The sequence below is a fragment of the Celeribacter sp. genome, from assembly GCF_048259695.1.
Taxonomy (GTDB): domain Bacteria; phylum Pseudomonadota; class Alphaproteobacteria; order Rhodobacterales; family Rhodobacteraceae; genus Celeribacter.
This window is the reverse complement of the sequence record NZ_JBLXHL010000002.1, coordinates 121,362-147,947: the sequence shown is the minus strand read 5'-3', so window position 1 is coordinate 147,947 and position 26,586 is coordinate 121,362. Positions and strand designations below refer to the sequence as shown.

24 protein-coding genes are annotated in these 26,586 nt (G+C 56.0%); 15 read left to right on the top strand and 9 right to left on the bottom strand.

What is annotated here, in order from left to right:
- Window positions 1-3 precede the first annotated feature (3 nt).
- Window positions 4-840, top strand: a complete 837-nt coding sequence (locus ACN0Q0_RS04215) for a carbon-nitrogen hydrolase family protein (protein WP_417242117.1) — start codon at window positions 4-6, stop codon at window positions 838-840.
- Window positions 837-1,286, top strand: coding sequence for a MarR family winged helix-turn-helix transcriptional regulator (locus tag ACN0Q0_RS04210; RefSeq protein ID WP_417242116.1), 450 nt, complete (start codon window positions 837-839; stop codon window positions 1,284-1,286). The genes ACN0Q0_RS04215 and ACN0Q0_RS04210 overlap by 4 nt, the downstream gene beginning before the upstream one ends.
- A 3-nt stretch (window positions 1,287-1,289) precedes the next feature.
- Here the strand turns inward: ACN0Q0_RS04210 and ubiG are convergent, their stop codons facing one another.
- Window positions 1,290-2,036 (bottom strand): bifunctional 2-polyprenyl-6-hydroxyphenol methylase/3-demethylubiquinol 3-O-methyltransferase UbiG, encoded by a 747-nt coding sequence (gene ubiG / locus ACN0Q0_RS04205; RefSeq protein ID WP_417242115.1) that lies wholly within the window; start codon window positions 2,034-2,036, stop codon window positions 1,290-1,292.
- A 67-nt stretch (window positions 2,037-2,103) separates the two neighbouring features.
- Here ubiG and pip point away from each other — a divergent pair, with 67 nt between their 5' ends.
- From pip to infB, 5 genes are all read left to right on the top strand, one after another.
- Window positions 2,104-3,081 carry a prolyl aminopeptidase gene (pip, locus tag ACN0Q0_RS04200; RefSeq protein ID WP_417242114.1) on the top strand — a complete coding sequence of 326 codons (978 nt, stop codon included), beginning with the start codon at window positions 2,104-2,106 and terminating at the stop codon, window positions 3,079-3,081.
- A gap of 178 nt (window positions 3,082-3,259) precedes the next feature.
- Window positions 3,260-3,850, top strand: coding sequence for a ribosome maturation factor RimP (gene rimP / locus ACN0Q0_RS04195; RefSeq protein ID WP_417242113.1), 591 nt, complete (start codon window positions 3,260-3,262; stop codon window positions 3,848-3,850).
- A gap of 14 nt (window positions 3,851-3,864) precedes the next feature.
- Complete coding sequence (nusA, locus tag ACN0Q0_RS04190) at window positions 3,865-5,481, top strand: transcription termination factor NusA (RefSeq protein WP_417242112.1); 1,617 nt, start codon at window positions 3,865-3,867, stop codon at window positions 5,479-5,481.
- A 26-nt stretch (window positions 5,482-5,507) separates the two neighbouring features.
- On the top strand, window positions 5,508-6,143 hold the full coding sequence (locus ACN0Q0_RS04185) for an RNA-binding protein (protein ID WP_417242111.1): 636 nt from the start codon (window positions 5,508-5,510) through the stop codon (window positions 6,141-6,143).
- Window positions 6,140-8,662 carry a translation initiation factor IF-2 gene (gene infB / locus ACN0Q0_RS04180; RefSeq protein WP_417242110.1) on the top strand — a complete coding sequence of 841 codons (2,523 nt, stop codon included), beginning with the start codon at window positions 6,140-6,142 and terminating at the stop codon, window positions 8,660-8,662. Before ACN0Q0_RS04185 ends, infB begins: the two co-directional genes overlap by 4 nt.
- 70 nt (window positions 8,663-8,732) lie before the next feature.
- Here the strand turns inward: infB and ACN0Q0_RS04175 are convergent, their stop codons facing one another.
- From ACN0Q0_RS04175 to ACN0Q0_RS04160, 4 genes are all read right to left on the bottom strand, one after another.
- Complete coding sequence (locus tag ACN0Q0_RS04175) at window positions 8,733-8,873, bottom strand: hypothetical protein (RefSeq protein WP_417242109.1); 141 nt, start codon at window positions 8,871-8,873, stop codon at window positions 8,733-8,735.
- 140 nt (window positions 8,874-9,013) lie between these two features.
- Window positions 9,014-9,412, bottom strand: a complete 399-nt coding sequence (gene mutT / locus ACN0Q0_RS04170) for an 8-oxo-dGTP diphosphatase MutT (protein ID WP_417242447.1) — start codon at window positions 9,410-9,412, stop codon at window positions 9,014-9,016.
- Window positions 9,412-10,656 (bottom strand): bifunctional glutamate N-acetyltransferase/amino-acid acetyltransferase ArgJ, encoded by a 1,245-nt coding sequence (argJ, locus tag ACN0Q0_RS04165; RefSeq protein ID WP_417242108.1) that lies wholly within the window; start codon window positions 10,654-10,656, stop codon window positions 9,412-9,414. The genes mutT and argJ overlap by 1 nt, the downstream gene beginning before the upstream one ends.
- 29 nt (window positions 10,657-10,685) lie before the next feature.
- On the bottom strand, window positions 10,686-11,528 hold the full coding sequence (locus ACN0Q0_RS04160; protein ID WP_417242107.1) for a foldase protein PrsA: 843 nt from the start codon (window positions 11,526-11,528) through the stop codon (window positions 10,686-10,688).
- Window positions 11,529-11,707: 179 nt separating this feature from the next.
- Here ACN0Q0_RS04160 and secA point away from each other — a divergent pair, with 179 nt between their 5' ends.
- The 3 genes from secA (at window position 11,708) to ACN0Q0_RS04145 (ending at window position 17,084) form a co-directional block, all read left to right on the top strand.
- The gene (gene secA, locus ACN0Q0_RS04155) at window positions 11,708-14,398 is read left to right on the top strand and encodes a preprotein translocase subunit SecA (protein WP_417242106.1); all 2,691 of its coding nucleotides are present in this window, start codon (window positions 11,708-11,710) and stop codon (window positions 14,396-14,398) included.
- Between the two features lie 129 nt (window positions 14,399-14,527).
- Window positions 14,528-15,487 carry a hypothetical protein gene (locus tag ACN0Q0_RS04150; RefSeq protein WP_417242105.1) on the top strand — a complete coding sequence of 320 codons (960 nt, stop codon included), beginning with the start codon at window positions 14,528-14,530 and terminating at the stop codon, window positions 15,485-15,487.
- Between the two features lie 121 nt (window positions 15,488-15,608).
- Window positions 15,609-17,084, top strand: coding sequence for a phosphate ABC transporter substrate-binding/OmpA family protein (locus tag ACN0Q0_RS04145; RefSeq protein ID WP_417242104.1), 1,476 nt, complete (start codon window positions 15,609-15,611; stop codon window positions 17,082-17,084).
- A 14-nt stretch (window positions 17,085-17,098) separates the two neighbouring features.
- On the opposite strand, the gene radC is transcribed toward ACN0Q0_RS04145, so the two are convergent.
- From radC to dnaK, 3 genes are all read right to left on the bottom strand, one after another.
- Complete coding sequence (gene radC / locus ACN0Q0_RS04140; protein WP_417242103.1) at window positions 17,099-17,866, bottom strand: RadC family protein; 768 nt, start codon at window positions 17,864-17,866, stop codon at window positions 17,099-17,101.
- A gap of 124 nt (window positions 17,867-17,990) precedes the next feature.
- Window positions 17,991-19,151, bottom strand: coding sequence for a molecular chaperone DnaJ (dnaJ, locus tag ACN0Q0_RS04135; protein ID WP_417242102.1), 1,161 nt, complete (start codon window positions 19,149-19,151; stop codon window positions 17,991-17,993).
- 72 nt (window positions 19,152-19,223) lie between these two features.
- Complete coding sequence (gene dnaK / locus ACN0Q0_RS04130; RefSeq protein WP_417242101.1) at window positions 19,224-21,143, bottom strand: molecular chaperone DnaK; 1,920 nt, start codon at window positions 21,141-21,143, stop codon at window positions 19,224-19,226.
- Window positions 21,144-21,346: 203 nt separating this feature from the next.
- On the opposite strand from dnaK, the gene ACN0Q0_RS04125 reads away from it, so the two are divergent.
- Complete coding sequence (locus ACN0Q0_RS04125) at window positions 21,347-21,967, top strand: alpha-ketoglutarate-dependent dioxygenase AlkB family protein (RefSeq protein WP_417242100.1); 621 nt, start codon at window positions 21,347-21,349, stop codon at window positions 21,965-21,967.
- A gap of 6 nt (window positions 21,968-21,973) precedes the next feature.
- Here the strand turns inward: ACN0Q0_RS04125 and ACN0Q0_RS04120 are convergent, their stop codons facing one another.
- The gene (locus tag ACN0Q0_RS04120) at window positions 21,974-22,792 is read right to left on the bottom strand and encodes an ABC transporter permease (protein ID WP_417242099.1); all 819 of its coding nucleotides are present in this window, start codon (window positions 22,790-22,792) and stop codon (window positions 21,974-21,976) included.
- A gap of 145 nt (window positions 22,793-22,937) precedes the next feature.
- Here ACN0Q0_RS04120 and cysQ point away from each other — a divergent pair, with 145 nt between their 5' ends.
- From cysQ to galE, 4 genes are all read left to right on the top strand, one after another.
- Entirely contained in the window at window positions 22,938-23,735 is a 798-nt protein-coding gene (cysQ, locus tag ACN0Q0_RS04115) for a 3'(2'),5'-bisphosphate nucleotidase CysQ (RefSeq protein WP_417242098.1), read from the top strand.
- Window positions 23,735-24,535, top strand: a complete 801-nt coding sequence (gene kdsB / locus ACN0Q0_RS04110; RefSeq protein WP_417242097.1) for a 3-deoxy-manno-octulosonate cytidylyltransferase — start codon at window positions 23,735-23,737, stop codon at window positions 24,533-24,535. The genes cysQ and kdsB overlap by 1 nt, the downstream gene beginning before the upstream one ends.
- A gap of 158 nt (window positions 24,536-24,693) precedes the next feature.
- Complete coding sequence (locus ACN0Q0_RS04105; protein ID WP_417242096.1) at window positions 24,694-25,590, top strand: UTP--glucose-1-phosphate uridylyltransferase; 897 nt, start codon at window positions 24,694-24,696, stop codon at window positions 25,588-25,590.
- Window positions 25,591-25,599: 9 nt separating this feature from the next.
- Window positions 25,600-26,586 (top strand): UDP-glucose 4-epimerase GalE, encoded by a 987-nt coding sequence (galE, locus tag ACN0Q0_RS04100; protein WP_417242095.1) that lies wholly within the window; start codon window positions 25,600-25,602, stop codon window positions 26,584-26,586.

The following is a 26,586-nucleotide window of genomic DNA, read 5'->3' as shown; positions in this document are numbered from 1 at the left end:
CCTGTGACCCGTGCCGCCCTCATCACGCTAAATTCAAGTGACGATCCTGTCGCCAACTTGGCCGACACCCTGTCGTTTTTGAATGAGGCGGCGGATGGCGGTGCGGAAATCATTTTGACGCCCGAAGTGACCAATTGTGTTTCGACCGACCGTGCGCATCAAATGGCGGTCTTGAGAGGACAAGCTGATGATCCAACGCTTGCCGCAATTTGTGATTTTGCCAAATTGCGCAAGGTTTGGGTCTTGGTCGGGTCCTTGGCGCTGAAAACCAATGATCCGGACGGGCGTTTTGCCAATCGGTCGTTTTTGGTGTCGCCAACAGGGGAAATCGCGGCGTGGTACGACAAAGCGCATATGTTCGACGTGACCGTCAGCGCCACCGAAAGCTATCGCGAGTCGGCGGGTTACCGGCCGGGTGATCGCGCCGTTGTGGCGCACACGCCGCTGGGTGCGATCGGGATGAGTGTTTGCTATGATCTGCGCTTTGCCTCTCTCTATCGCACGTTGGCCAAAGCGGGTGCAGAAATTTTAACAGTCCCATCGGCATTTTCGCCGGTGACAGGGGCCGCCCATTGGGACGTTTTGTTGCGTGCGCGGGCAATTGAAACAGGATCGTTTGTGTTTGCTCCTGCGCAAACAGGCGCACACCGTGAAAAAAATGCAACAAAACGGCAAACTTACGGTCACTCCCTTGCCGTTTCCCCGTGGGGTGAGATACTATTCGACGGCGGTACAGAGGTCGGCGTTGGATTTGTGGATTTCGATCTACCGGCCGTTCAGGATGCAAGGTTGCGCATCCCGTCATTGACGCATGATCGGACGTTAGAGGCGCCCCAATGAGTGAAAATGTTACAAATGACTCTCTGGCTGTGGCGCTGTTTTCCGAAATTTTTATGGCGGATCAACTGGCGCGCAACCGCCTGACCAAAGCTTTGCCGCGCGGGATGGAAATCAGCCACTTCTCGGTGCTCAATCACCTTGCGCGGGCAGGGGATGAACGGTCTCCGGCCCAATTGGCGCGGGCGTTTCACCTCACGCGCGGGGCGATGACCAACACGCTCAACAAACTGGAGTGGGCGGGCCATATCCATGTGCGTCCCGATTGGGACGATGCGCGCCGGAAATTCGTCTCGATTTCGCCCTCGGGCCGTGCCGCGCGTGACGCAGCACTTGCGGCGATTGCCCCGATCCTGAGCGATGTGGTGGACGCCATCGGTCACGACAAAGTCAAAAGCGCCTTGCCCGTTTTGCGCGAGATGCGTGTGCGTCTTGAGGACGAAAACTAAGGGCTATTCCGGCTTGATCGATGCGGTGACGTAGTTCACCGACAGGTCGCGATCGGACAATGACCATTTCCAGAGTGCAGGATTGAACACAAACCCCTTGCGATCAACAGGACGCAGGCCCGCCGTTTCGATCAGCGCGAAAAGTTCGTCGGGCGTGATGAACTTTTTCCACTCATGGGTGCCCTTGGGCAGCCAGCGCATCACAACTTCGGCGCCCACGATGGCCACCATATAGGATTTCGGATTGCGGTTGATGGTGGAGCAAATCATCAAACCGCCCGCTTTGAGCAGGGTTTGACACGCATTCAGGTAGGCTTGTGGATCGGCGACGTGTTCGACCACTTCCATATTCAGCACGATGTCGAACCGCTCGCCTGCGGCAGCCAGATCCTCGGCGGTGGTGAAGCGGTAGTCGATGTCGAGGCCCGCTTGTTCGGCGTGGACCTGTGCAACGGGAATATTGCGTTCGGCGGCATCGGCACCCACGACCGTGGCGCCAAGACGTGCCATAGGTTCGGACAGCAACCCGCCGCCGCACCCGATATCGAGCAGGCGGAGCCCCTCAAACGGTTTGTCCTGCGACAGGTCGCGCCCGAATTCTGCGGCGATTTGCGAGGTGATATAATCGAGTCGCGTGGGGTTGAGCATGTGGAGCGGCTTGAATTTGCCGTTTGGATCCCACCATTCGGCGGCCATTGCTTCGAATTTAGCGACCTCTTGGGGGTCGATTGTGGACTGATGCATTTGCATGATCCTCTCCTTCATGGTCAACTTGCGTCACAACGCGTCGCAATTCTTTGCTCTATACAGGACTTCCATGGACAAGGTCTCAGGCCAAAAGAGCGCATTCAGTTATCTCTATCCGCAAATCGTCCCCAATGACCATACGATGTTGGCGGTCGGGGATGGGCATGAGATCTATGTCGAAGAGTGTGGAAATCCAGACGGCATTCCCGTGGTGGTGCTGCATGGAGGCCCCGGGGGTGGGTGTAGCCCGTATATGCGGCGGTTTTTCAATCCTGCACTCTACCGCATTATCCTGTTCGATCAGCGTGGTTGCGGGCGGTCGCGGCCCTTTGCTTCGGTTGAGGCGAATACAACGTGGCATCTGATCGACGACATTGAAACCATCCGGCGCCATTACGGCATTGATCGTTGGATGGTGTTTGGCGGAAGTTGGGGTGCGACGCTTGCGTTGGCTTATGCGCAAACCCATCCCGACCGTGCGATCCATTTGATCCTGCGTGGTGTGTTTTTGGCCACGCAAGAAGAGCTTGATTGGTTTTATGGCGGTGGCGCGGGGCGGTTTTGGCCGGAACTTTGGGACGAGTTTGTCGCTTTGGTGCCCGAGGCCGAGCGCGGCGATCTGATTGCGGCGTATCACAAGCGACTGTTTTCCGGCGTTCGCGCGGATGAGATCAGGTTCGCGCGGGCATGGTCGGTTTGGGAAAATGCCTTGGCCTCTATCGGGTCGAACGGTGCGACAGGTGAGCCGCCAATAGAGTTTGCGCGGGCCTTTGCGCGGCTTGAGAACCACTATTTCACCAATCACGCCTTTTTTGCCGAGGATGGCCAGTTGTTGAGGGATGCGGGAAAGCTTGCCGATGTTGCAGGGACGATCGTGCAGGGGCGATTTGATATGATCTGTCCGCCGATGTCGGCCTATCGTCTGCAAAAGGTCTGGCCGCGTGCGCATTTACAGATGATCGGCCAGGCGGGTCATGCACTTTCCGAACCGGGGATCACGCGGGCTTTGGTTCAGGTCATGGATGGTCTGGCGCGGCCTGTGTCATAGAATATGCGATAGGGCTTGCCGACTCACGGTTTGACAGGTATACGGCGTCCAACAGCGGCGCGTCGGTGTCTCACCGAAGCTCCACCGGACTTCTTCGACGGGCCGCGCGCCCGTTTTTTTGTGCTTACATACCAGTGGGTACACAACTGACCGAAACAATAGCGAAAGGTTCAAGAGCATGCATTCCGACCTGATTGCGAAAGCTGCGATTGATCGCCGTCTGGCCGAGATCATCATTCCCGTGATCGAGGGAATGGGGTTCGAGCTTGTCCGTGTGCGCCTGATGTCGTCGACAAAATCGAAAACCCTGCAAATCATGGCGCAACGCCCTGATGGCGGTATCGAAGTTGATGAATGCGCCCAGATTTCAACAGCCGTGTCTGCGGTTCTCGATGTTGAAGACCCGATTGAGGACGAGTATACACTTGAGGTATCCTCCCCCGGGATCGACCGTCCCCTGACACGTTTGAAAGATTTCGCGGCCTTTGAGGGCTACGAAGTCAAGATCGAAACAACCGAGATGATCGAGGGGCGCCGCCGTTTCAAAGGTGTGCTCGCGGGCGTTGAGGGCGATGATGTGCTCCTGACCATGGACGAGAACGGCGAAGAGATCACGATCGGGCTGAAATTTGACTGGCTGTCGGACGCCAAACTTGTGCTGACCGACGAGCTGATCCGTGAAATGTTGCGCCAACGCAAGGATGCCGGTGCAATTGACGAGACCAATTTTGACGAAATCCAAACCGAAGACGGTTCCACAGAGGATTAAGAGAGGACTGAGTTATGGCAATCACCTCTGCAAACCAGCTTGAGCTGTTGCAAACCGCCGAGGCCGTGGCCCGCGAAAAGATGATCGATGCGTCGGTCGTTGTTGAAGCGATGGAGGAGAGCCTCGCACGCGCTGCAAAGTCGCGTTACGGCTCCGAGATGGACATTCATGTGTCTATTGACCGCAAGACCGGCAAGGCCACGTTCACCCGTGTTCGCACGGTTGTCGCGGATGACGAGCTTGAGAATTACCAAGCTGAGTTGACTGTCGATCAGGCCAAAGAATACATGACAGATCCGTCTGTCGGTGACGTTTTTTCCGAAGAGATCCCGCCCGTGGAGCTTGGCCGTATCGCCGCGCAATCCGCGAAACAGGTGATCTTGCAGAAAGTGCGCGAAGCCGAGCGTGATCGCCAGTACGAAGAATTCAAAGACCGCACAGGCACCATCATCAATGGTGTTGTGAAGCGCGAAGAGTACGGCAACGTCATCGTTGATGTGGGGCGTGGCGAAGGCATCCTGCGCCGCAACGAGAAAATCGGTCGCGAGGCCTATCGCCCCAATGATCGTATTCGTTGCTTTATCAAGGATGTGCGCCGTGAGTCGCGCGGTCCGCAGGTGTTCTTGTCGCGCACTGCGCCGGAATTCATGTCCGAGCTGTTCAAGATGGAAGTGCCGGAAATCTATGATGGCATCATCGAGATCAAAGCGGTGGCCCGTGATCCCGGATCGCGTGCTAAGATTGCTGTGATTTCCTATGATGGATCTATTGATCCTGTTGGTGCTTGTGTCGGTATGCGCGGTTCGCGCGTTCAGGCCGTTGTGAACGAGCTTCAGGGTGAAAAAATCGACATCATTCCCTGGAATGACGATCAGCCAACGTTCCTTGTGAACGCCTTGCAGCCCGCCGAAGTGACCAAAGTGGTTCTCGATGAGGATGCCGGAAAAATCGAAGTTGTGGTGCCGGACGAGCAACTGTCGCTTGCCATTGGTCGCCGCGGTCAAAACGTGCGCCTTGCGTCGCAGTTGACGAACCTCGATATCGACATTCTGACCGAAGCCGAAGAGTCGTCACGTCGTCAGGCCGAGTTTGCCGAGCGCACACAGTTGTTTATGGACAACCTCGATCTGGATGAGTTCTTTGCCCAACTTCTCGTGTCCGAAGGATTCACCAACCTCGAAGAGGTGGCTTACGTCGAAGTGGACGAGTTGCTTGTGATTGACGGTGTTGATGCCGATACCGCAAGCGAGTTGCAGGCCCGCGCCCGTGACGTACTTGAGGCGGCGAACCGCAAAGCGCTTGAGAATGCCCGCGAATTGGGTGTCGAAGACAGCTTGGTTGATTTTGAGGGCCTGACCCCCCAGATGATCGAGGCCTTGGCCAACGATGGCGTGAAGTCTCTCGAAGATTTTGCAACCTGTGCCGACTGGGAGCTTGCGGGTGGTTGGACGACCGTCAACGGCGAGCGGGTTAAGGACGAGGGTGTTCTTGAGAAGTTCGATGTGTCTCTTGAAGAGGCCCAGGCATTCGTTATGACCGCACGCATTCAATTGGGTTGGGTTGATCCCGCCGATTTGGACGTGGCGGCGGATGATGAAGCGGACGAAACAGAAGAGGGTTCGGAGGTCTGAGTTCAGGCCATCGAGAGAGGTAAAGTATGACCAGAGGCGGCCAACCTAAAGATAAAATGGAAGATGACGAGCGGCGCTGTATTGTGTCGCGCGAGGCGCAGCCGCGTCATGGTCTCATCCGTTTTGTGGTTGGCCCCGATGGCACCCTGGTCCCCGATCTGGCAGAAAAACTCCCGGGTCGCGGATTTTGGGCCACCTCGGAGCGTGCTGTTTTGCAAGAGGCCGTGGACAAGCGTCTTTTTGCGAAAGTGGCGCGACAGGATGTGATGATACCCGACGGGTATGTCGACCTGATCGAACGAGGCCTCGCGGATCGTGTCGTGCATTTGATTTCCCTCGCCCGAAAGGCGGGGCAGGCAGTGTGTGGGTTCGAAAAGGTAAAGAATTGGCTGATCGACGAGCATGCAACGATCCTGTTGCAGGCGTCCGACGGTTCAGAACGCGGAAAAGGCAAGCTCAAGACACCTGAAGGAGGTCGTTGGTTCGGTCTCTTGTCCAGTGCCGAATTGGGTTTGGCTTTCGGCCGCGAAAGTGTGATACATGGCGCGCTCGCAGGCGGCGGACTCAGCAAACGAATTGTTGTAGACGCTGAACGCCTGAAGGGTGTGCGCGAGACAGACGGTGGAGAGCGCTCCGCCGGGAAGGGTAAGACGACGAAATGAGCGATTCTGACGGTAAAAAACCCCTTGGCATTCGTGGCGGCCCCGGTTCGGTGAAGCAAAGCTTCTCCCACGGGCGGACAAAGAGTGTTGTTGTGGAGACGAAGCGCAAGCGTGTCGTGGTGCCCAAGCCGGGCGTTCCGAAACCCGCGAGTGCCGCGCCGGGCGGCAAGCCCATGAAAAGCGATCCCGCACGGCGGCCCGCTGGCATTTCCGATGCCGAAATGGAGCGCCGGATGAAGGCCCTCTCCTTGGCGAAAGCCAAGGAAGTCGAGGATGCTGAACGCCGCGCCGCGGAGGAAAGGGCCCGCGAAGAAGAGCGTGAGCGCCGCCGCAAGGAGGCCGACGATAAGGCCCGCGAGGAAGCTGAACGCGAAGAAGCGCTCAAGGCCAAAGAAGAAGATGAAGCACGCGCAAAGCGTGAGGCAGAAGCCGAGCGCACCCGTGCTGCTGCAGCGAAAGCTGAGAAAAAGCCGGAGACGCCCGACGATCCTGCGGCTGCCCAGGCGGCCATTCAAAAGCAAGGCGAGCGTCCGGGTCGCGGAACAACCGCGACTCCACGCGCACGTGAGCGTGAAGAGCCAACCCGCACCGCACGTGGCAAAGGCGACGCCGATAGCCGCCGGTCCGGTAAACTGACCGTTAATCAGGCGTTGACGGGTGGCGAAGGTGGCCGTCAGCGTTCCATGGCGGCGATGAAGCGCAAACAGGACCGCATGCGCCAAAAAGCGATGGGCTCCAACGAGCCACGCGAAAAGGTTGTGCGCGATGTTCAGGTGCCGGAGACGATTATCGTGTCCGAGCTTGCAAACCGCATGGCGGAGCGCGTGTCCGATGTTGTGAAATCGCTCATGAATATGGGGATGATGGTCACACAGAACCAACCCATCGACGTCGATACAGCCGAGCTTATCGTCGAAGAATTCGGCCACAAAATTGTGCGCGTGTCGGACAGCGATGTGGAAGATGTGATTACGAAAATCGAGGATGACGAAAAAGATCTCGTCGCACGTCCTCCGGTTATCACGATCATGGGTCACGTTGATCACGGCAAGACGTCTCTGCTCGATTCCATTCGTAACGCAAGTGTGACCTCTGGCGAAGCTGGTGGGATCACACAGCACATCGGTGCCTATCAGGTCGTCACAGACACGGGTGCGGTTTTGTCGTTCCTCGACACGCCGGGTCACGCCGCCTTTACCTCCATGCGCTCTCGCGGCGCACAGGTGACGGATATTGTTGTGCTTGTTGTGGCTGCGGATGACTCTGTTATGCCGCAAACGATTGAGGCGATTAACCACGCGAAAGCGGCGGGTGTCCCTATGATTGTTGCGATCAACAAATGCGACAAGCCCGATTCCGATCCGAACAAGGTGCGCACAGAGCTGCTTCAGTACGAAGTTGTTGTCGAGGCCATGTCCGGTGAAGTTCAGGATGTTGAGGTCTCCGCAAAGACGGGTAAAGGCCTTGATCAACTGCTCGAAGCAATCGCGCTTCAGGCGGAGATTCTTGAGCTTAAAGCCAACCCTGACCGCGTTGCCGAAGGTGCCGTGATCGAGGCGCAGCTTGACGTGGGTCGCGGTCCTGTCGCAACGGTTCTGATCCAGAACGGTACGCTGAAACGCGGTGACATTTTTGTTGTCGGCGAACAGTGGGGCAAGGTCCGCGCACTCGTGAACGACAAAGGCGAGCGCGTCGATGAGGCCGGCCCATCGGTTCCGGTCGAGGTTCTGGGCCTGAATGGTACACCGGAGGCAGGTGACGTACTCAACGTTGTTGCCACCGAGGCGCAAGCCCGCGAGATTTCCGAATATCGCGAACATGCGGCTAAAAACAAACGTGCCGCTGTTGGCGCTGCGACCACACTTGACCAACTTCTTGCGAAAGCAAAGGCGGATCAGACTGTTGCGGAGCTTCCGATCCTGGTCAAAGCTGACGTTCAAGGTTCGGCCGAGGCAATTGTTCAGGCTATGGAAAAAATCGGCAACGACGAAGTCCGTGTCCGCGTGCTGCACTACGGTGTGGGCGCGATCACCGAGAGTGACATCAGTCTGGCCGAGGCCTCCGGCGCCCCTGTCATCGGATTTAACGTTCGTGCCAACGCACAAGCGCGCAGCACAGCCAACCAAAAGGGCGTCGAGATCCGGTACTATTCCGTCATCTACGACCTTGTGGATGATGTGAAAGCGGCGGCATCCGGTCTGTTGTCTGCCGAGGTTCGCGAGAACTTCATCGGCTACGCAAAGATCAAAGAAGTCTTCAAGGTGTCCAACATCGGTAAAGTTGCGGGTTGTCTCGTCACCGAAGGTGTCGCGCGTCGCGAGGCCGGTGTGCGTTTGCTCCGTGATGATGTTGTGATCCACGAAGGCACACTCAAGACGCTCAAGCGCTTCAAAGACGAAGTCAAAGAGGTCCAGTCCGGTCAGGAATGTGGTATGGCCTTCGAAGCTTACGACGATATCCGTCCGAACGATGTCATCGAGATCTTTGAGCGCGAAGAGATCGAGCGTAACCTCGACTAATTGCAATAACAGACACAAAAAGGGGCGGAGTGATCATCACTCCGCCCCTTTTTCATTGGATATTCGTTATTCAGGCGAGTTTGTAAGAAGCGACGGGCGTTCCTTCGAACGTTTTTTCCCCAACGCGCACGACGATTTTTCCGTCGGTACTGTCGCGCACAAACAGTCCCTGCACCGAAATGTAGTTTCCGAGTGTGATTGATTTAATCATGTGCCATCCCTTTGTGATCGGGATCAATTTACGCAGTGTGCTTAAAAATACATGAACGCATTCAGGTTACAGGCGGTTCATAAGGATAGGTTTCGTGCAAAAAGAGGAGGTCCTATCAGAGGCGTCTGTGATCCAAGGGTTTAGAGCCAGTCGCGTAAGATCGAGATGAGAGGCACATCGGCCTCTGGCATCGGGTAGGAGCGCATATCGTTGGCGTGAACCCATTTCAGGGTCTGCCCCTCTTTTGGCACCGGCGTTCCATTCCACTTGCGGCACGCAAAAAGCGGCATCAACAGGTGAAAATCGTCGTAGGAATGTGAGGCAAAGGTGAGCGGGGCGAGACAGGAATTCCATGTCTCGATCCCCAACTCTTCGTGCAATTCGCGGATCAATGCGGCCTCTGGTGTTTCGCCTGCCTCGACTTTGCCGCCGGGAAATTCCCATAGCCCCGCCATGGATTTTCCTTCGGGGCGTTGTGCCAAAAGCACGCGCCCGTCAGGGTCGATAAGGGCGACAGCAGAGACCAGAACGGTTTTCATCACGACCGGTAATCCGCATTGATGGTGATATAGCCGTGGGTCAGATCACACGTCCACATAACGGCTTCGCCAGACCCGAGGCCAAGGTCGGTGGAGATGACAATATCCTCGGCTTTCATGTAGGTCGCACCTTTGTCTTCGCTGTAGTCGGGTGACACCCAACCGTTTTCAGCGACCGTGATGTCACCGAATTTGATGGTGAGGAGGTCGCGATCCGCCTCGGCGCCCGATTTCCCCACGGCCATGACGATGCGACCCCAGTTGGGATCTTCGCCGGCAACCGCGGTTTTGACGAGCGGGGAATTGGCGATGGCCGAGGCCACTTTTTTGGCGTCACTGGTGGAGGCCGCACCGGTCACGCGAACCTCGACGAATTTTGTCGCTCCCTCGCCGTCTTTGACAACCTGATGCGCGAGGTCGAGCATGATGGATTTGAGCCCCTCGTAGAAGGCCTCGCATGGTTTTGTGCCGCCCTGAAGGGATGCGGCGGGGGATTTTCCCGTTGCGGCAATCAACAAGGTGTCGGAGGTTGAGGTGTCGCTGTCTACCGTGATGCAGTTGAATGTTTCGTTCGTCGCGCGGGTCACCATGTCTTGCAACAGGGGGTGTGATACCTTGGCGTCGGTAAAAATGTAGACGAGCATCGTCGCCATATCGGGTGCGATCATGCCGGAGCCTTTGGCGATACCCGCGATTTTAATCGTGCCGCCGTCGGCCGCAATTTCGACCGTTGAACCCTTGGGGTAGGTGTCGGTGGTCATAATTGCGCGAGCCGCGTCCGAGATGCCGTTTTCATCAAGGGCTGCCTTGAGATCGTCGAGCTTCGCGGTGATCCGCTCCCATTTCAACGGTTCGCCAATCACACCCGTGGAGGAGGTGAACACGCGGGTTTGGTCAATGCCGAGGGCGTCAGAGGTTGCCTTTGTGATCGAGGCAACTGCATCAAACCCGTTTTTTCCGGTGAAGGCGTTGGAATTGCCCGCGTTTACCAGAATGGCCGCTTTGCCTTGGCTGTTTGCGCCCAGTTTGTCCTGACAATCGAGGACCGCGGCAGAGCGGGTGGAGGAACGTGTAAACGTGCCTGCTACGGTCGCGCCATCGCACAATTCCGCGAGCATAACGTCAACACGACCGGAATACCGCACGCCCGCCTCAAGCGAGGCAAAACGCACGCCGTCGATCACGGGAAGGGTGGGAAATCCACCCTTTGGAGCAAGAGGAGAGACCGTTTCAATTTTGGCCATGGCAGTGATCCTTGGGGGTTATTGGCGGATCAATCCGCCAGAAGTGTGTCGTCTTTAACGGCGTCTTTTGTCGGAAGGTCTACACGCTCGATCGTCGCCTCGGAGATGAGACGTTCAACGCCATCGCGCAATGCAACATCCGCCAACTGGGCTTCGATTTCTTCGCGCATGTCCTCAAGGGATGGAACATCCTGAAGGCGCGTTTCCACCAATTTGATGACGTGCCATCCGAATTGCGTCTGAACGGGGGCCGAAATCGACCCCTCTTCCATTGCGGCAACGGCCTCCTCAAAGGGCGCAACCATCATCCCTTTGCCAAACCAACCGAGATCGCCACCATTGGGGCCGGATGGGCCGGTTGATTTCTGGCGTGCAAGATCAGCAAAATCAACACCTTCGCCCAGTTCCGCAATCAATGCGAGGGCTTCTTCTTCGGTTTCGACGAGAATGTGGGCCGCGCGGTATTCACGGGACGGTTCGGCGTTGGTGTAGGTTTCTTTATAAAAGGCCTCGATCGCCTCATCCGTCATCGCACTCTCGGCGATGCCTTCAAGTGCGGCCCCGGCGAAAATGGCACGGGTTTCGTTTTCCATCTGGATTTGAAGCGCCTTGTCGGGATCACCCACGCTCTGGCGCAGGACCTCTTGTTGGATCATCTGTTCCAGAATGCCGTTGAACAATTCGTCGCTTTCGAGGGTCTGATATTGCTCCGGCAGGGTGCCGCGTGCCGCAATGACGTTGCCCATGGTGATTTGGGATCCGTTGACGGTTGCCACAACAGTTTCCGCCGAAATGTCTTCGGCGCTGAGGGCGGTTGTAAAAAATGCGGTCTGTGTGACGGCAAGAATGGCAAGAAAATGGCGATACTTCATCTGATTTGTCCTTCCGGGCCCGATCATCACGGGGCGCAACGTTGACACTACTCTAATGGCCCCTTACATCGCTTAAGGTCTATAAGAGGAGCCGTTGCGACCGTTTCTATGGGGTGATGAGCAGCGGGGCAATACCTCCTCTCACACGATCCTGTCAGGACGCATCGAGCGGAGAAAATATGCTAGGCATTGGTACACTCGCGAAAAAGGTATTCGGTACGCCGAATGACCGCAAAATCAAAGCGACCCGCCCTATCGTCGCAAAAATCAACGCTCTGGAAGCAGAGTTTGAGAAACTTGACGATGCGGGCCTGATCGCAAAAACCGAAGAATTCAAAAAGCGTGTTGCAGACGGCGAAAGTCTGAATGCGATTTTGCCGGAGGCATTCGCCAACTGTCGCGAAGCAGCCCGGCGTGCGCTTGGCCTGCGGGCTTTTGATACCCAGTTGATGGGGGGTATTTTCCTTCACGAGGGAAATATTGCCGAGATGAAGACAGGTGAGGGCAAGACGCTTGTGGCGACCTTCCCGTCCTATCTCAATGCGCTAACGGGCAAGGGCGTCCACGTTGTGACCGTGAACGACTACCTCGCGACCCGCGATGCGGAATGGATGGCCAAAGTGTTCGAAGCTTTGGGCATGACCTGTGCGGCGATTTACGGGCAACAGCCCGAGGATGAAAAGCGCGCGGCCTATGCCTGTGACGTTACCTATGCCACGAACAACGAACTCGGCTTTGATTATCTGCGCGACAATAGTGCGTCGGATTTGAACCGCGTTGTTCAGCGCGGTCACAACTTTGCGATTGTCGACGAGGTGGATTCCATCCTGATCGATGAGGCGCGTACACCGCTTATCATCTCGGGTCCGTCGGATGATCGTTCCGATCTGTATCTTTCGATCGACAAGCTGATCCCCGAATTGACGGACGAGCATTTCGAGTTGGACGAGAAAACCCGTCAGGTGTCATTCACCGAAGAGGGCAACGAGTTCCTTGAGCAACGTTTGGCGGCCGCGGGTCTTTTGCCCGAGGGTCAGTCCCTTTACGACCCCGAGAGCACGACCATCGTTCACCACGTGAACCAAGGCCTGCGTGCGCATAAGTTGTTCCAGAACGGCGTGCATTACATTGTGCGCGACAATAAAGTTGATTTGATCGACGAATTTACCGGCCGCATGATGGCGGGTCGTCGTCTGTCAGAGGGGCTGCATCAGGCGATCGAGGCCAAAGAGGGGTGCCCCATTCAACCTGAAAACGTCACACTCGCGTCCGTGACCTTCCAGAACTATTTCCGCCTGTACAACACCCTGTCCGGCATGACCGGTACGGCGTTGACCGAGGCCGACGAATTCATGGAAATTTACAAACTGGGTGTGGTCGAAGTGCCGACCAACCGTCCGATCGTGCGCAAAGATGACCATGACCGCGTCTATCGCACCGAGGTTGAAAAACTGGCCGCTGTGGTTGAATCTGTTCGTGATGCGAATGCAAAAGGGCAGCCTGTTCTTGTCGGCACCACCTCGATTGAGAAATCCGAAGAGCTGTCCAGGCTTCTGACCAAAGAGGGTGTGCCGCACAACGTCTTGAACGCGCGTCATCACGAGAAAGAAGCCGAAATCGTAGGCGATGCGGGCAAATTGGGCGCGGTGACCATCGCAACCAACATGGCGGGTCGCGGCACGGACATCAAACTCGGCGGCAACGTCGAGATGAAGGTGATGGAGGCCATTGCGGCCAATCCGGACGCCAACCCCGACGAGATTCGTGCAACCATTCAGGCCGAACATGCCGAGGCGGAAAAAGCCGTTCTCGAGGCGGGTGGTCTGTATGTTCTGGCCACAGAGCGCCATGAAAGCCGCCGCATTGATAACCAGTTGCGTGGCCGCTCCGGCCGTCAGGGGGACCCTGGCCGGTCCTTGTTCTTCTTGTCATTGGAAGATGACCTGATGCGGATTTTCGGGTCCGAGCGCCTCGATAAAATGCTGTCGTCGCTTGGTATGAAAGAGGGCGAAGCGATCATCCACCCGTGGGTCAACAAGTCGCTCGAAAAGGCGCAGGCAAAGGTCGAAGGCCGCAACTTTGACATCCGCAAGCAGCTTTTGAAGTTTGACGATGTGATGAACGATCAACGTAAAGTGGTGTTCTCGCAGCGTCGCGACATCATGGTGTCTGACAACGTGAACGAGATCGTCGCGGATATGCGCCATGAGGTGATCGACGATTTGGTCGAAGCCGCTATTCCGCCAAAATCCTATCCCGATCAGTGGGATATGGAAAAGCTCTACGTCTCCATCATCGAAACGTTGAACATGGATGTTCCCGTCAAAGCGTGGGCTGACGAAGAGGGTGTGGACGACGAAACCATTGCTGAACGCTTGTCGGATGTGACGGATAAAATGATGGCGGAAAAGGAAGAGGCCTTTGGCGCCGAACAATTCCGCCAGATTGAAAAGCAGTTTTTGCTCAACACCATTGACGCGAAATGGCGTGAGCACCTTTTGACGCTTGAACATCTGCGGTCTGTGATCGGATTTAGGGGATATGCCCAACGTGACCCGCTGAACGAGTATAAGAACGAAAGTTTCCAACTGTTTGAAACAATGCTCGATAGCTTGCGCGGTGAAGTAACCACCAAGCTTGCGCGCGTGCGGCCGATGACGGAGGAGGAGCGCAACACGATGGTTGCGCAGCTTCAGGCCCAACAGGCGGCTGCGGCAGGACAGGTTGCGGCAGCCGCGCCACAGGTCAATGCCGATGCCCGTCCCGGGTTTGATGAAACGAATCCCGAAACGTGGGGCAACCCCGGACGCAATGATGCGTGTCCATGCGGGTCCGGTCAAAAGTTCAAACACTGCCACGGCGCCGTTTGAGAGAACCGACCCCGCTGATCGATTGAAAAAGGGCCGCCACGTTGCGGCCCTTTTTTGTCTCCAAGTGTTCGCGAAAAAGCCACGTTCCGGAATTAACTAAAATTTAACGAAGTTCATTCGGAGGGTGAGATGATTCAAAAAGACAAAATCGCAACCGTCATTATTACCTTGTCGATTGCTGTGGCGATCGGCCACTTTATGCAAAAGGAGGCGGCCGCCGCCGCGCGGATCGACCCTGAGCAGACAGGCGCGGCCTCCGTGTCCCGAATGCCCCTTGCGCCCGCGGTGATGGCCGACACGTCCGGTTTGGCGCTCGAAAATCAAACGGCTCCGCTTATCTATGCTGCTGCGGTTACGTCTTTGGCTGATTTTCCGACCCTCACAGATGCCCCGAGCGCAGGTTTTGTTTCAGAGTGCGGTGTCGCATTTGAGGCGACGCCAACGGACAATGCGATGGTGCGATTGAGCTTTGCGGCGGCTTGCAACCCAAATGTACCCGTGACCGTGCATCACGACGGGCTTCAATTCACGCAGCAAACAGATCACAGCGGTATGTTCGAAATTGTCGTTCCCGCATTATCGAAATCCGCAAGCTATCAGGCGGAATTGCCAAATGGCACAACCCAGATCGCCGAAACGGATGTCTTTACCGCTGACGGGTTTGTCCGTGTTGCGCTTGTTTGGGATGGTTCGCCCGACCTTTATCTGCATGCGTTCGAAAATGGTGCGACGTTCGATGAGCCCGGACATATTTGGGCAAATACCCCCTTTGTGCCTGATGACCTTTCAACCGGAGAGCGTGGTTTTCTCGTGAGTTACGGAACGGGTGACGCTTTGGCGACCCGGACACAGGTCTATTCGCATGCAATTGACTGGACCGGAAATGGCGAGGAGGTGGAGATTATGATCGAGGCGGAGGTGAGTGACGCGACATGCGGCAAACCCCTCACGGGCGCTCTTGTCCAAAGTGATGGCCTAACCGTTTCCGAACCTGTGGGATTTTCGGTTCAGATGCCGGATTGTGATGCTGTGGGTGGGTTTATCCAGTTGAAAAATATGGTCAAAGGCCTGACACTCTCACAAAGCTGACCGACCGGTTGGAGCATTTGTGGGGCGAGGCTCTATGTTCGGTAATTTCCATTCTGTACTCGGTGCGATTTTTCTGTCCGCCTTTGCGGGCGTCATGTCTGCAAGCGCACAGGATATCTCATTGACCGCACGCGATGGGGCGGTTGAAATCAATGGGACATTCCTCGGATTTGACGGTGAATTTTATCGGGTCGATACCGAATTTGGCGTGCTCACCGTTGATGCCTCGGGCGTTAATTGTGAAGGGCCCGGATGTCCTGATCTGTCGTCTTTTTTCGCACATGTGCGGTTTTCCGGTGATCATTGGGCGGTGGATGGGCTCTTGTCCGCCTTGGTCCAGTCTTTCGCGGCACGCAGCAGCTATGCGACAAAAACCGAGCCATTGGAGAACGGACAACGGGTGACGATGTTGGCCGCAGAGACAGATACAGTCATGGCCGAGTTTGATCTCCTGTATACATCCGATGGCGAAGGATTTGCAGATCTGGCTTCCGAGAATACCGATATCGTTGTCGCCCTGCGCGAGGCCACGAATGCCGAGGTCGGTGTTGCAAAAGAGGCGGGCGTCGGCAATCTGCGCGATCCTGTTCGGGCGCGCGTGTTGGCGCTCGATGCGCTTACGCCATTGGTGTCGCGATCCAATCCCGTAGATGCGATTTCTCTGACGGATCTGACATCTATCCTGACAGGTGCGTATCAAAACTGGTCGGATGTTCGTGGTGGCGACGCGCCGATTTCGGTGCATATCCGTGGCAGTGATTTCGAGGCCGATCACGGCGGGTTTGATCTTTTGCCGCAACGGGATGCGTTTGCGGAAACTGTTGTCGTCCATGAGGATGTGACGGATGTCATCGCGGCGATCGAGGCGGATCCCTATGCCATTGGTTTGGGGTTTGTGTCGGCGGGCGGTGCGGTGAAGTCGCTTGGGCTAACGGGATCATGCGGATTTTTTGCGACCGTTGCGCCGGTGGACATAAAGACCGAAGATTATCCGCTGACGTTCCCTGTGTTCCTGTACACGCCTGCGCGGCGCCTACCGGCGTTGGCGCGCGAGTTTATCGAGTTTGCGACATCCCCCGCCGCACAGGTTATTGTGGCGCGTACGCAGTTTGTGGACCAATCCGTTGAGGAGCTGTCGTTCCGTGATCAGGGGCATCGGTTTGCGAATGCGATTTTAAGTGCCGGTGAGGGCGTATCGCTTGAGGATTTACAAGCCGTCACAACGCGGTTCCAAGGGGCAAACCGCCTTACTCTTGGTTTTCGGTTCGAGGGAGGATCAACGCGTTTGGATGCGCAATCGCGTTCAAATACGCGGCTGTTGGCCCGCCTTTTGCAGGCAGGGGTCTATGATGGGAAGAGCCTCATTTTTGCGGGATTTTCGGATGGCCGCGGGGATGCGCGTTCGAACGCGGACCTGTCAAAACGCCGTGCAGAGTCCGTGCGCCGTGCCGTTCTGAGTGCGGCGGGCGAGGAATTTGATGCGAGCCGTGTGACGTTTTCCACGCTCGGTGCAGGCGAAGCAATGCCGCTGGCCTGTGATGACCAGACTTGGGGGCAGGGTTTGAATCGCCGTGTCGAGGTTTGGGTGCGCGATTAGGCCCGCTTGTGCCGCTATAGGTATCCGGCCGACCGGAAGCTGAGTTCGGTGGACTTTCCGACAATCAGATGATCGTGCAGTTTGATGTCCATCGTTTCGGCGGCATCGCGAATTTGATTGGTCATCGTAATGTCCGCATCGGACGGGGTGGGATCCCCCGAGGGGTGATTGTGGACCAAAATAAGTGCGGAGGCGTTGACTTCGAGCGCCCGTTTAATCACCTCGCGTGGATAGACGGGTACGTGATCGACGGTGCCACGGGCCAGAGCTTCGTCGGCAATGAGGCGGTTCTTGCGGTCGAGATACAGCACATGGAATTGCTCGATATCGCCATGTGCCAAAACGGTATGGCAATAATCCACCAAGGCATCCCAACTCGAAATAATCGGCTGTTCAAGAATGCGCGCCCGCGCCAGACGGTGCGCACTTGCCTCGATGATTTTCAGCTCTTGGGCGATCTCCGCGTCCATGCCGTCCACTTTCAACAGGCGTATCATGGGCGCGGAAATGACGCTGTTGTAGTCGTTAAATGTCTGGAGCAACCGTTCGACCAAGGGGGCGACATCGGCGCGCGGCAAGGCGCGGCTGATAACCAGTTCAAGCAGCTCTGAGTCCTGCATTGCAACCGCACCCGCCATGGCAAAGCGATCCCGCAAGTCACGCCTGTGATTGCGCAAAAAGCTTGGGAGGCGCGTTGGCATCTGAACCGGACGTGCATCGTCGAGATCAAAAAGCCATTGCGGCATTTCGCGGAATTCAGGGGATGATGGTATCTTGGTCATGGCATGACTTTGGCCACGATTCGCTAAATTTTGAGTTAACAGCGATTCAAAATGGTAACGGCTTGGAAATGCTTGCCGTAAGGATCAAAAAAAACGAGGCACCGCAGCGCCCCGTTTTAAACTGTTAGTGGGTCATTCCGTCCCAGAAACTTTTCACCTTTTTGAAGAAAGATGAACTTTCCGGACTGTTGTCCTCACCGAGTTTGTCGAACTCTTTCAAAAGTTCCTTTTGCTTGCCGGACAGGTTCACGGGGGTCTCGACCCCGAGCTCGATAAACATGTCGCCCTGGCCCGCACCGCGTAGCATCGGCATCCCTTTGGCGCGTAGACGCATCTGGCGGCCAGACTGGCTGCCCGCAGGGATTTTGACGCGGCTGCGACCACCGTCAATGGTCGGCACCTCGATATCACCGCCCAAGGCCGCTGTCGTCATCGACACGGGAACGGCACAGTGTAGGTGCATCCCGTCGCGTTCAAAGATTTGGTGCGGTTGCACTTCGATGAAAATGTAGAGATCCCCCGTGGGACCGCCACGTAGACCCGCTTCGCCCTCACCAGAGAGGCGAATACGTGTGCCGGTTTCAACACCCGCGGGGATATTAACGGACAAGGAGCGCTCTTTTTCAACGCGCCCTGCGCCGTGGCAATCCTTGCAGGGGTCTTTGATTGTTTGACCGATGCCGCCACAGGCGGGACAGGTGCGCTCAACGGTAAAGAAGCCTTGTTGCGCGCGGACCTTACCCATACCTGAACACGACGGACAGGTTTGGGGTTCGGCGCCGTTCGCAGCACCGGTGCCGGTGCAGGTTTTACAGCTGACGGAGGTCGGTACGTTGATGGTCTTTTGAGCGCCCTTATAGGCATCCTCAAGCGTTACACGCATGTTATAACGAAGGTCGGACCCGCGTTGTGCGCGAGAGCGTCCGCCGCCGCGTTGCTGTCCGCCCATGAAGTCGCCGAAAAGGTCGTCGAACACATCCGAGAACGCAGACGAAAAGTCGCCCTGTCCGTGTCCGCCGAATCCACCACCGGGACGCCCGCCGCCGCCCATGCCACCCTGTTCGAAGGCTGCATGACCGAACCGGTCATATGCCGCTTTCTTTTCGGGGTCTTTTAGGACGTCGTAGGCTTCGTTGGCCTCTTTGAACTTTGCTTCTGCCTCGGGGTTGTCGGCATTGCGGTCGGGGTGAAATTCCATCGCTTTTTTGCGATAGGCTTTTTTCAACTCACCCGCATCCGCGCCTTTGTCGACGCCGAGGACTTCATAATAGTCGCGTTTTGCCATGGACTAAATCCTCCTGGAACGCGATGGCCGGCCCGCAAAGATACGGGCCGGCCGATCGGACCCAATCAACGTTTATGAACGCTTGTTGTCGTCCAAATCTTCGAAGTCAGCATCAACGATGTCGTCATCGACGCCCGATGGGCCGCCGTCATTCATGTCAACATCAGCTTCGCCACTGGCTTCCTGATCGGATTTGTAGATGGCTTCACCAAGCTTCATGGCGGCTTCGGTCACGTTCTGGAGACCAGAGCGGATTTTGCCCGCATCTTCGGTTTCCAACTGATCTTTCAGCGCCGCAATGGCAAGCTCGATAGCCTCGATGGTGGTTGGATCAACCTTGTCACCGTGTTCTTCCATCGACTTTTCGGTCGAGTGGATAAGGCTCTCGGCTTGGTTCTTGGCTTCTACAAGTTCCTTGCGCTCTTTGTCGGCTTCGGCGTTTGCTTCCGCGTCTTTCACCATCTGTTCGATGTCGGCGTCGGACAGGCCACCAGAGGCCTGGATCGTGATCCGCTGCTCTTTACCTGTACCTTTGTCTTTGGCGCCCACTTCGACGATGCCGTCGGCGTTGATGTCAAACGTCACTTCGATTTGTGGCATTCCGCGGGGTGCCGGTGGGATACCTTCGAGGTTGAACTGGCCGAGCATTTTGTTGTCTGCAGCCATTTCGCGCTCCCCCTGGAAAACGCGCAGGGTCACAGCCGACTGGTTGTCTTCGGCGGTCGAGAAGACCTGAGACTTTTTCGTCGGGATCGTGGTGTTGCGGTCGATCAGACGTGTGAAAACGCCACCGAGTGTTTCGATGCCGAGGGACAACGGGGTCACGTCGAGCAAGAGAACGTCTTTGACGTCACCCTGAAGAACGCCGGCCTGAATTGCGGCACCCATGGCCACAACCTCGTCAGGGTTCACACCCTTGTGTGGTTCCTTGCCAAAGAATTTTGTCACTTCTTCAATGACTTTTGGCATACGGGTCATCCCACCAACGAGAACAACCTCGTCGATGTCGGATGTGGACAAACCTGCATCTTTCAAGGCGGCCTGACATGGCTTGATCGAGTTTTTGATCAGGTCGTTCACGAGGCTTTCGAGCTTCGCACGGGTCAGCTTAACCACAAGGTGAAGCGGCGTGCCCGTAGAGGGGTCCATCGAGATGAACGGTTGGTTGATCTCGGTTTGGGTCGAGGACGACAGTTCGATTTTTGCTTTTTCGGCAGCCTCTTTGAGACGCTGCAGTGCCATCTTGTCCTTGGTCAGGTCAACGCCGTGCTCTTTTTTGAATTCGCTGGCAAAGTAGTTCACGATGCGCATGTCGAAATCTTCACCACCGAGGAACGTATCGCCGTTGGTGGCCTGAACTTCGAACACACCGTCGCCGAGCTCGAGAATGGTCACGTCGAATGTACCGCCGCCAAGGTCATAGACCGCGATGGTTTTGGTTTCTTGCTTATCAAGGCCATAGGCCAAAGCGGCCGCAGTTGGCTCGTTGATGATACGCAGAACTTCGAGACCGGCGATTTTGCCGGCGTCTTTGGTGGCCTGACGCTGTGCATCGTTAAAGTAGGCAGGAACCGTGATAACGGCCTGTGTCACTTCTTCGCCGAGGTAGGACTCAGCGGTCTCTTTCATCTTGCCGAGAATGAACGCGGAGATTTGGGAGGGTGAATATTTGTCGCCTTTGACTTCAACCCACGCATCACCATTGCCGCCGTCGACGATGGCATATGGGACGAGGTTTTTGTCTTTTTCCACTTCGGCGTCGCCCGTGCGGCGGCCGATGAGGCGTTTCACTGCGAATACAGTGTTTTCGGGGTTCGTAACGGCCTGACGTTTGGCGGCTTGGCCGACCAGACGTTCATTGTCCGTGAAACCTACGATGGACGGCGTCGTGCGCGCACCCTCCGAGTTCTCGATGACACGCGGCTGCGAACCATCCATGATGGCAACGCAGGAGTTGGTGGTCCCGAGGTCGATACCGATGACTTTAGCCATACTTTTAAGTCCTCTTCTTGGCGATGTTATGACGTTGGGCCCGTTCAGGCGCCCGCCGTCAATCCCAGTGATCAATGTTTAAGACCGGTAATGAACCGATCAGTGCTTCGGAGCGTATATAGGGATGCGATTTGACCCCTGCAAGTTGCGTGAGGCTACTAAAACCGCGAAAAATGGAGTCATTGTAGGAGGATCGCAGCTAAATGGACGGAATTCAGGTCAATACGCCGCTCGATTTGCGGGGAATGCGGGTGTTCAAGGGGTTGGTCGCCCCGACATTGCAGTCTGAAATTGTCGAGGATTTGCGCGATGTAATCCGTGCGGCACCTTTGTTTTCGCCCGTCACGCCCTCGGGAAAACCGATGTCTGTGCGCATGACGTCGGCGGGCCGGTTCGGGTGGGTCTCTGATCGCGGGGGGTATCGTTATGGGGCGGTGCATCCGTCTGGCACCCCCTGGCCGCTAATTCCTCCGCGCATTCTGGCGATTTGGGATGCGGTGTCACAGGCGGCGCGACAGCCCGAATGTTGCCTGATCAACTTTTACGACGAGCATGCCAGAATGGGGATCCATCAGGACCGCGACGAGCGTGATTTTTCACAACCCGTTGTGTCTGTCTCGCTTGGGGATGATGCGTTGTTCCGGGTGGGAAACACTGTGCGTGGGGGAAAGACCGAAAGCCTGTGGTTGCAATCGGGGGATGTGGTGGTGATGGGCGGCGATGCGCGATTGCTTTACCACGGCATTGACCGCGTCAAGCACGGGTCAAGCCGGCTGCTCGCCAACGCAGGGCGGATCAATTTGACGATGCGGGTTGTTACGTAAGGCGGGTTAACGCGCTGACCAACTGGCGGAGGCACGTTTGCGGGTGAAAAACTCCGCCAACAGACCGATGGTCAGGAACACCAGAGAGAACACGATCGGGTAGATGGGCGAACTGTAGTGCGGGTTGTAATTCACAAATGTATATCCGCGGGCCTGATCAATCGTGTGGAACAGCGGGTTCCATGTGAAAAAGGACAACATGAATCCCGGCATGGTGTTGGCGAGAAACATCTTTCCCGAGGTAAACATGTTGGCGCGCGTATAAAGGGTTTGAATGATCTTGACCAATTCAGGCGCCCACGGTTTGGCGGCAAGCAGAACCGTCCCGATCGCAGCGCCGGAGAACCATGCAAGGATGAACATCCCGAACGCTCCGGGAAGGTATTGAAACTCCACGCCGCCCCACCCGAGTTGGTAAACGGTCAGGATCACAACTACCGACAAAAATTGAATATAAAGGGCGCTGAGGGCTGCCGATGTAATGGAGATGGCCGTGTTCATTGGCGCGTGTTGCATCATCGGCGATGTGCCGGATTCCGCCCCCGATACCTGTGCGAGCGTTTTGTTGTGTGTCAGGAACAGAAAAATTCCGGACATAATAAACAAGATAAAGTCACCACGTACGGCGCTGCGCCGCATCCCGAGGATGTTCATCATAAACGAGAAAATGGCGACAAGGATAATGGCCTGAGAGATGTTGGTAATCAGGCCCATCACGGGGCTGCCGTGAGATTTGCGCACGTGTCGCACGGTGTTGTGGAAAATGAGCCTGAGGACATTCAGGGCCGCCGAGATGCCGTTTTGTTTTGAGGAATACTGAAACACGACGAAACCCTTGCACGTTATGTGGCGAATGGCTGACTTGCCGATTGACCTTTGGTGAAGCATAAGGTGCAAAAGTTGTACAATCAATAAAGCGGCATCACGTGATCCCGCGACGAAGAGGCATATGCCTTGCTAGGAGAGACCATTGGATTTTGAAAAACTCATCCCGCTTATGCGCAGTCTTGCCCTTGAGGCCGGTGACAAAATTATGGAGATTTACAACTCTGATGATTTTGAGGTGAAGTCGAAATCTGATGACAGCCCTGTGACTATTGCCGATGAAGCCGCGGATGCGATCATTTCTGCAGGTTTGCGCGCGGCCTTTCCCGATGTGCCGCTGATCACCGAAGAGCAAGCGCATTCCCACGCTCTCAAGGCCGATACATTCCTGATTGTGGACCCACTCGACGGCACCAAAGAGTTCATCAAGCGGCGCGGCGATTTCACGGTGAATATTGCCTATGTCGAAAAAGGTGTCCCGCAGCGGGGTGTGGTTTATGCCCCCGCAAAAGGCCGTTTGTTTATCACGGACGCCAGTGGCCAGTCCCATGAGGAAGTCGGCCCGTTCACTCGTGACGTGGCGGGTGTCCAGAACAGGATCGCGGTGAAAACGCCCGATAATGCGGCGCTTCTTGTGGTGGCATCCAAATCGCACCGTGATCAGGCGACTGAGGATTACATCAACAAATACACCGTGGCCGATAGCAAGTCTGCGGGCTCGTCTCTTAAATTCTGTCTTGTCGCGACGGGCGAGGCGGACATTTATCCGCGCGTTGGTCGCACGATGGAATGGGACACTGCGGCGGGCCATGCTGTGTTGCTTGGTGCGGGCGGCGATGTCGTGCGGTTCGACACGCACGCGCCTCTCACCTACGGCAAGGAAGATTACGCCAACCCGTTCTTTATTGCCTATGCGCCGGGTGTGGATTTGAAGCTCGCCTGATGAAAACACTCATCGTCATTCCCGCCCGTTATGCGTCGATACGCTACCCCGGCAAGCTTCTTGTCGACCTTGCGGGTTCGGGCGGGGTGGCGAAAACGGTTATCCAACGCAGTTGGGAAGCGGCAAAATCGGTGCGGGGTATCGATCGCGTGGTTGTGGCCACAGACGATGCGCGTATTCGCGATACGGCCGAGGGGTTCGGCGCGGAAGTCGTGATGACATCGTCGACCTGCGTCAACGGCACAGAGCGCTGTGCCGAGGCCCACGCCGCACTCGGTGACGGGTATGACGTGGTTATCAACCTTCAAGGTGACGCGCCCCTTACGCCCCATTGGTTCGTTGAGGCTCTTGTTGATGACCTCATATCTGATGATGGCGCCGCGATGGCAACGCCTGTGTTGCAATGTGATGGGCGGTCATTGAACGGTTTCATGGACGATCGAAAGGCGGGGCGTGTCGGTGGCACGACCGCTGTGTTCGATGCGGCAAAATACGCCCTGTATTTTTCAAAGGAAGTTGTTCCCTATACGACCGCAAGTTTTGCGGACAACGACCCGACACCGGTCTATCACCATGTTGGTGTTTACGCCTATCGTGCGTCAGCCTTGCGGAACTATCTGACCTGGCCGGAGGGGCCGTTAGAGCGGTTGGAGGGGTTGGAGCAGTTGCGGTTCCTTGAAAACGGGCATCGTATCAAATGTGTGAAGGTTCAATCGCGTGGACACCAGTTTTGGGAATTGAATAACCCGTCTGATGTTGGGCGTGTTGAGACAATGTTGCGGGAAAACCAGATGGAGTAAGGTCTGGGGCGCTAATATTTTAGTATTTTATGGGCATTGAGACACAAAAATTTTTTTTTGAATGCAATTGTGGAGCTCGTGCTGACGTTATGGCAATTCCCGTGTAGGTGTGGGAACGATTTTTATATTACGCCAGTTATTTTGGCGAAGGAGCAGTGATGAATCGTAAGGTAACAAAGGCCATTTTCCCTGTGGCCGGACTTGGAACCCGTTTTCTTCCCGCAACCAAAGCGGTCCCGAAAGAAATCATGACACTCGTTGACCGGCCGCTGATTCAATATGCGATTGATGAGGCTCGTGCGGCGGGGATCAAAGAGTTCATTTTTGTCACCTCTCGCGGCAAAGGGGCCTTGGAGGATTATTTTGACCATGCGCCTTTCCTTGAACAGGAGCTGCGTAAAAAGGGCAAAGACGACCTGCTCGCCGCGCTTAAATCCACGAATATGGACAGTGGTGAAATTGCGTATATCCGTCAACACAAGGCGCTTGGTCTTGGCCATGCGGTTTGGTGTGCGCGTCGTCTTCTGGGTCCAAAAGAGCCATTTGCGGTGATCCTGCCGGACGATGTCATCGCCGCAGAAAAGCCATGCCTGCAACAGATGGTGGAGGCCCATGAGGAGCTCGGTGGCTCTATGGTCGCCGCGATGGAAGTCCCCAAGGATAAAACATCGTCCTACGGCGTTCTGGATTTTGATGGGGAGCAGGGGGCCGCTGTATCCGTTAAGGGCATGGTTGAAAAACCACCCGCAGGCGAAGAGCCGTCCAACCTTGCCGTCATCGGGCGTTATATTTTGTCGCCGGATGTGATGAAGAACCTGAACAAGAAAAAAGCCGGCGCAGGCGGTGAAATCCAGTTGACCGATGCCATCGCCGACGAGATTGCCGAGGGGCGCAATGTCTACGGATACCGGTTCTCCGGTCAGCGTTTTGATTGCGGCTCTAAGGCGGGGTTCCTTCAGGCGACGATTTCGTTCGGTTTGTCGCGTCCCGATTTGCGCGAGGAGCTTCAGGGGTTTCTGGATGACCTTTCAATCATGCGCAGCGCGGCTCAGTAAAGTACAGATATGACCAATAATGTAATCGTCACTGGCGGCGCGGGCTATATCGGGTCACATGCCTGCAAAGCGCTCCGCGATGCGGGGTTCACCCCCGTCACGGTCGATAACTTGTCGACCGGGTGGGAGGATGCCGTCAAATTCGGCCCATTCGAGCGCTGCGACCTTTTGGATCGCGCGGCAATCGATGCCGTTTTTGCCAAATATGCGCCGATTGCCGTGATGCATTTCGCGGCGTTTTCCCAAGTCGGTGAAAGCATGCATGACCCTGCCAAATACTGGCGCAACAATGTCATGGGCTCGTTGACGCTTATCGAGGCAGCAACGGCAGCAAAGTGCGAAAACTTTGTGTTTTCATCGACGTGTGCGACCTATGGCGATCAGGATAATGTGGTTCTCGACGAGAACAGTGTCCAACGTCCGATCAATTCCTATGGCGCCTCCAAAAAGGCGGTTGAGGATATCCTCGGCAACTTTGAACAGGCCTTTGGCCTCAATCACGTTATCTTTCGCTATTTCAATGTGGCGGGCGGTGATCCGGATGGCGAGGTTGGCGAATTCCATCAACCCGAGACCCATTTGATTCCACTGATGCTTGACGCGATTGCCGGAAAGCGGGATGCGTTGACCATTTTCGGGACGGATTATGATACCCCTGACGGAACCTGCATTCGTGACTATGTCCATGTCTGCGATTTGGTCGATGCGCATGTTCTGGGTCTGAAATGGTTGCTCGATGGCAAGGGCAGTCGGGTGTTCAATCTTGGCACGGGTGACGGATTTTCGGTGCGTGAGGTGATTGACCATTCGCGCGCTGTCACCAACCGCGAAGTGCCGTACGTCGAGGGCGGGCGTCGCGCGGGCGATTGTACGAAACTTGTCTCGGGCTCCGCGCGTGCGGTAACGGAATTGGGTTGGACGCCAACACGATCCAACCTTGGAGAAATGATTGCGGATGCCTGGACGTGGCACCAAACCGGCCATTATGAAAAGTGA

What these genes read in the sequence shown, in the direction of transcription:
- ACN0Q0_RS04175 (WP_417242109.1), bottom strand. Translation starts at nt 8,873, where the DNA reads ATGATTAAATCAATCACACTCGGAAACTACATTTCGGTGCAGGGACTG.
- mutT (WP_417242447.1), bottom strand. Translation starts at nt 9,412, where the DNA reads ATGAAAACCGTTCTGGTCTCTGCTGTCGCCCTTATCGACCCTGACGGG.
- ACN0Q0_RS04160 (WP_417242107.1), bottom strand. Translation starts at nt 11,528, where the DNA reads ATGAAGTATCGCCATTTTCTTGCCATTCTTGCCGTCACACAGACCGCA.
- ubiG (WP_417242115.1), bottom strand. Translation starts at nt 2,036, where the DNA reads ATGCAAATGCATCAGTCCACAATCGACCCCCAAGAGGTCGCTAAATTC.
- argJ (WP_417242108.1), bottom strand. Translation starts at nt 10,656, where the DNA reads ATGGCCAAAATTGAAACGGTCTCTCCTCTTGCTCCAAAGGGTGGATTT.
- radC (WP_417242103.1), bottom strand. Translation starts at nt 17,866, where the DNA reads ATGACCAAGATACCATCATCCCCTGAATTCCGCGAAATGCCGCAATGG.
- dnaK (WP_417242101.1), bottom strand. Translation starts at nt 21,143, where the DNA reads ATGGCTAAAGTCATCGGTATCGACCTCGGGACCACCAACTCCTGCGTT.
- kdsB (WP_417242097.1), top strand. Translation starts at nt 23,735, where the DNA reads ATGAAAACACTCATCGTCATTCCCGCCCGTTATGCGTCGATACGCTAC.
- ACN0Q0_RS04150 (WP_417242105.1), top strand. Translation starts at nt 14,528, where the DNA reads ATGATTCAAAAAGACAAAATCGCAACCGTCATTATTACCTTGTCGATT.
- rimP (WP_417242113.1), top strand. Translation starts at nt 3,260, where the DNA reads ATGCATTCCGACCTGATTGCGAAAGCTGCGATTGATCGCCGTCTGGCC.
- nusA (WP_417242112.1), top strand. Translation starts at nt 3,865, where the DNA reads ATGGCAATCACCTCTGCAAACCAGCTTGAGCTGTTGCAAACCGCCGAG.
- dnaJ (WP_417242102.1), bottom strand. Translation starts at nt 19,151, where the DNA reads ATGGCAAAACGCGACTATTATGAAGTCCTCGGCGTCGACAAAGGCGCG.
- ACN0Q0_RS04210 (WP_417242116.1), top strand. Translation starts at nt 837, where the DNA reads ATGAGTGAAAATGTTACAAATGACTCTCTGGCTGTGGCGCTGTTTTCC.
- ACN0Q0_RS04125 (WP_417242100.1), top strand. Translation starts at nt 21,347, where the DNA reads ATGGACGGAATTCAGGTCAATACGCCGCTCGATTTGCGGGGAATGCGG.
- ACN0Q0_RS04185 (WP_417242111.1), top strand. Translation starts at nt 5,508, where the DNA reads ATGACCAGAGGCGGCCAACCTAAAGATAAAATGGAAGATGACGAGCGG.
- ACN0Q0_RS04105 (WP_417242096.1), top strand. Translation starts at nt 24,694, where the DNA reads ATGAATCGTAAGGTAACAAAGGCCATTTTCCCTGTGGCCGGACTTGGA.
- pip (WP_417242114.1), top strand. Translation starts at nt 2,104, where the DNA reads ATGGACAAGGTCTCAGGCCAAAAGAGCGCATTCAGTTATCTCTATCCG.
- galE (WP_417242095.1), top strand. Translation starts at nt 25,600, where the DNA reads ATGACCAATAATGTAATCGTCACTGGCGGCGCGGGCTATATCGGGTCA.
- secA (WP_417242106.1), top strand. Translation starts at nt 11,708, where the DNA reads ATGCTAGGCATTGGTACACTCGCGAAAAAGGTATTCGGTACGCCGAAT.
- infB (WP_417242110.1), top strand. Translation starts at nt 6,140, where the DNA reads ATGAGCGATTCTGACGGTAAAAAACCCCTTGGCATTCGTGGCGGCCCC.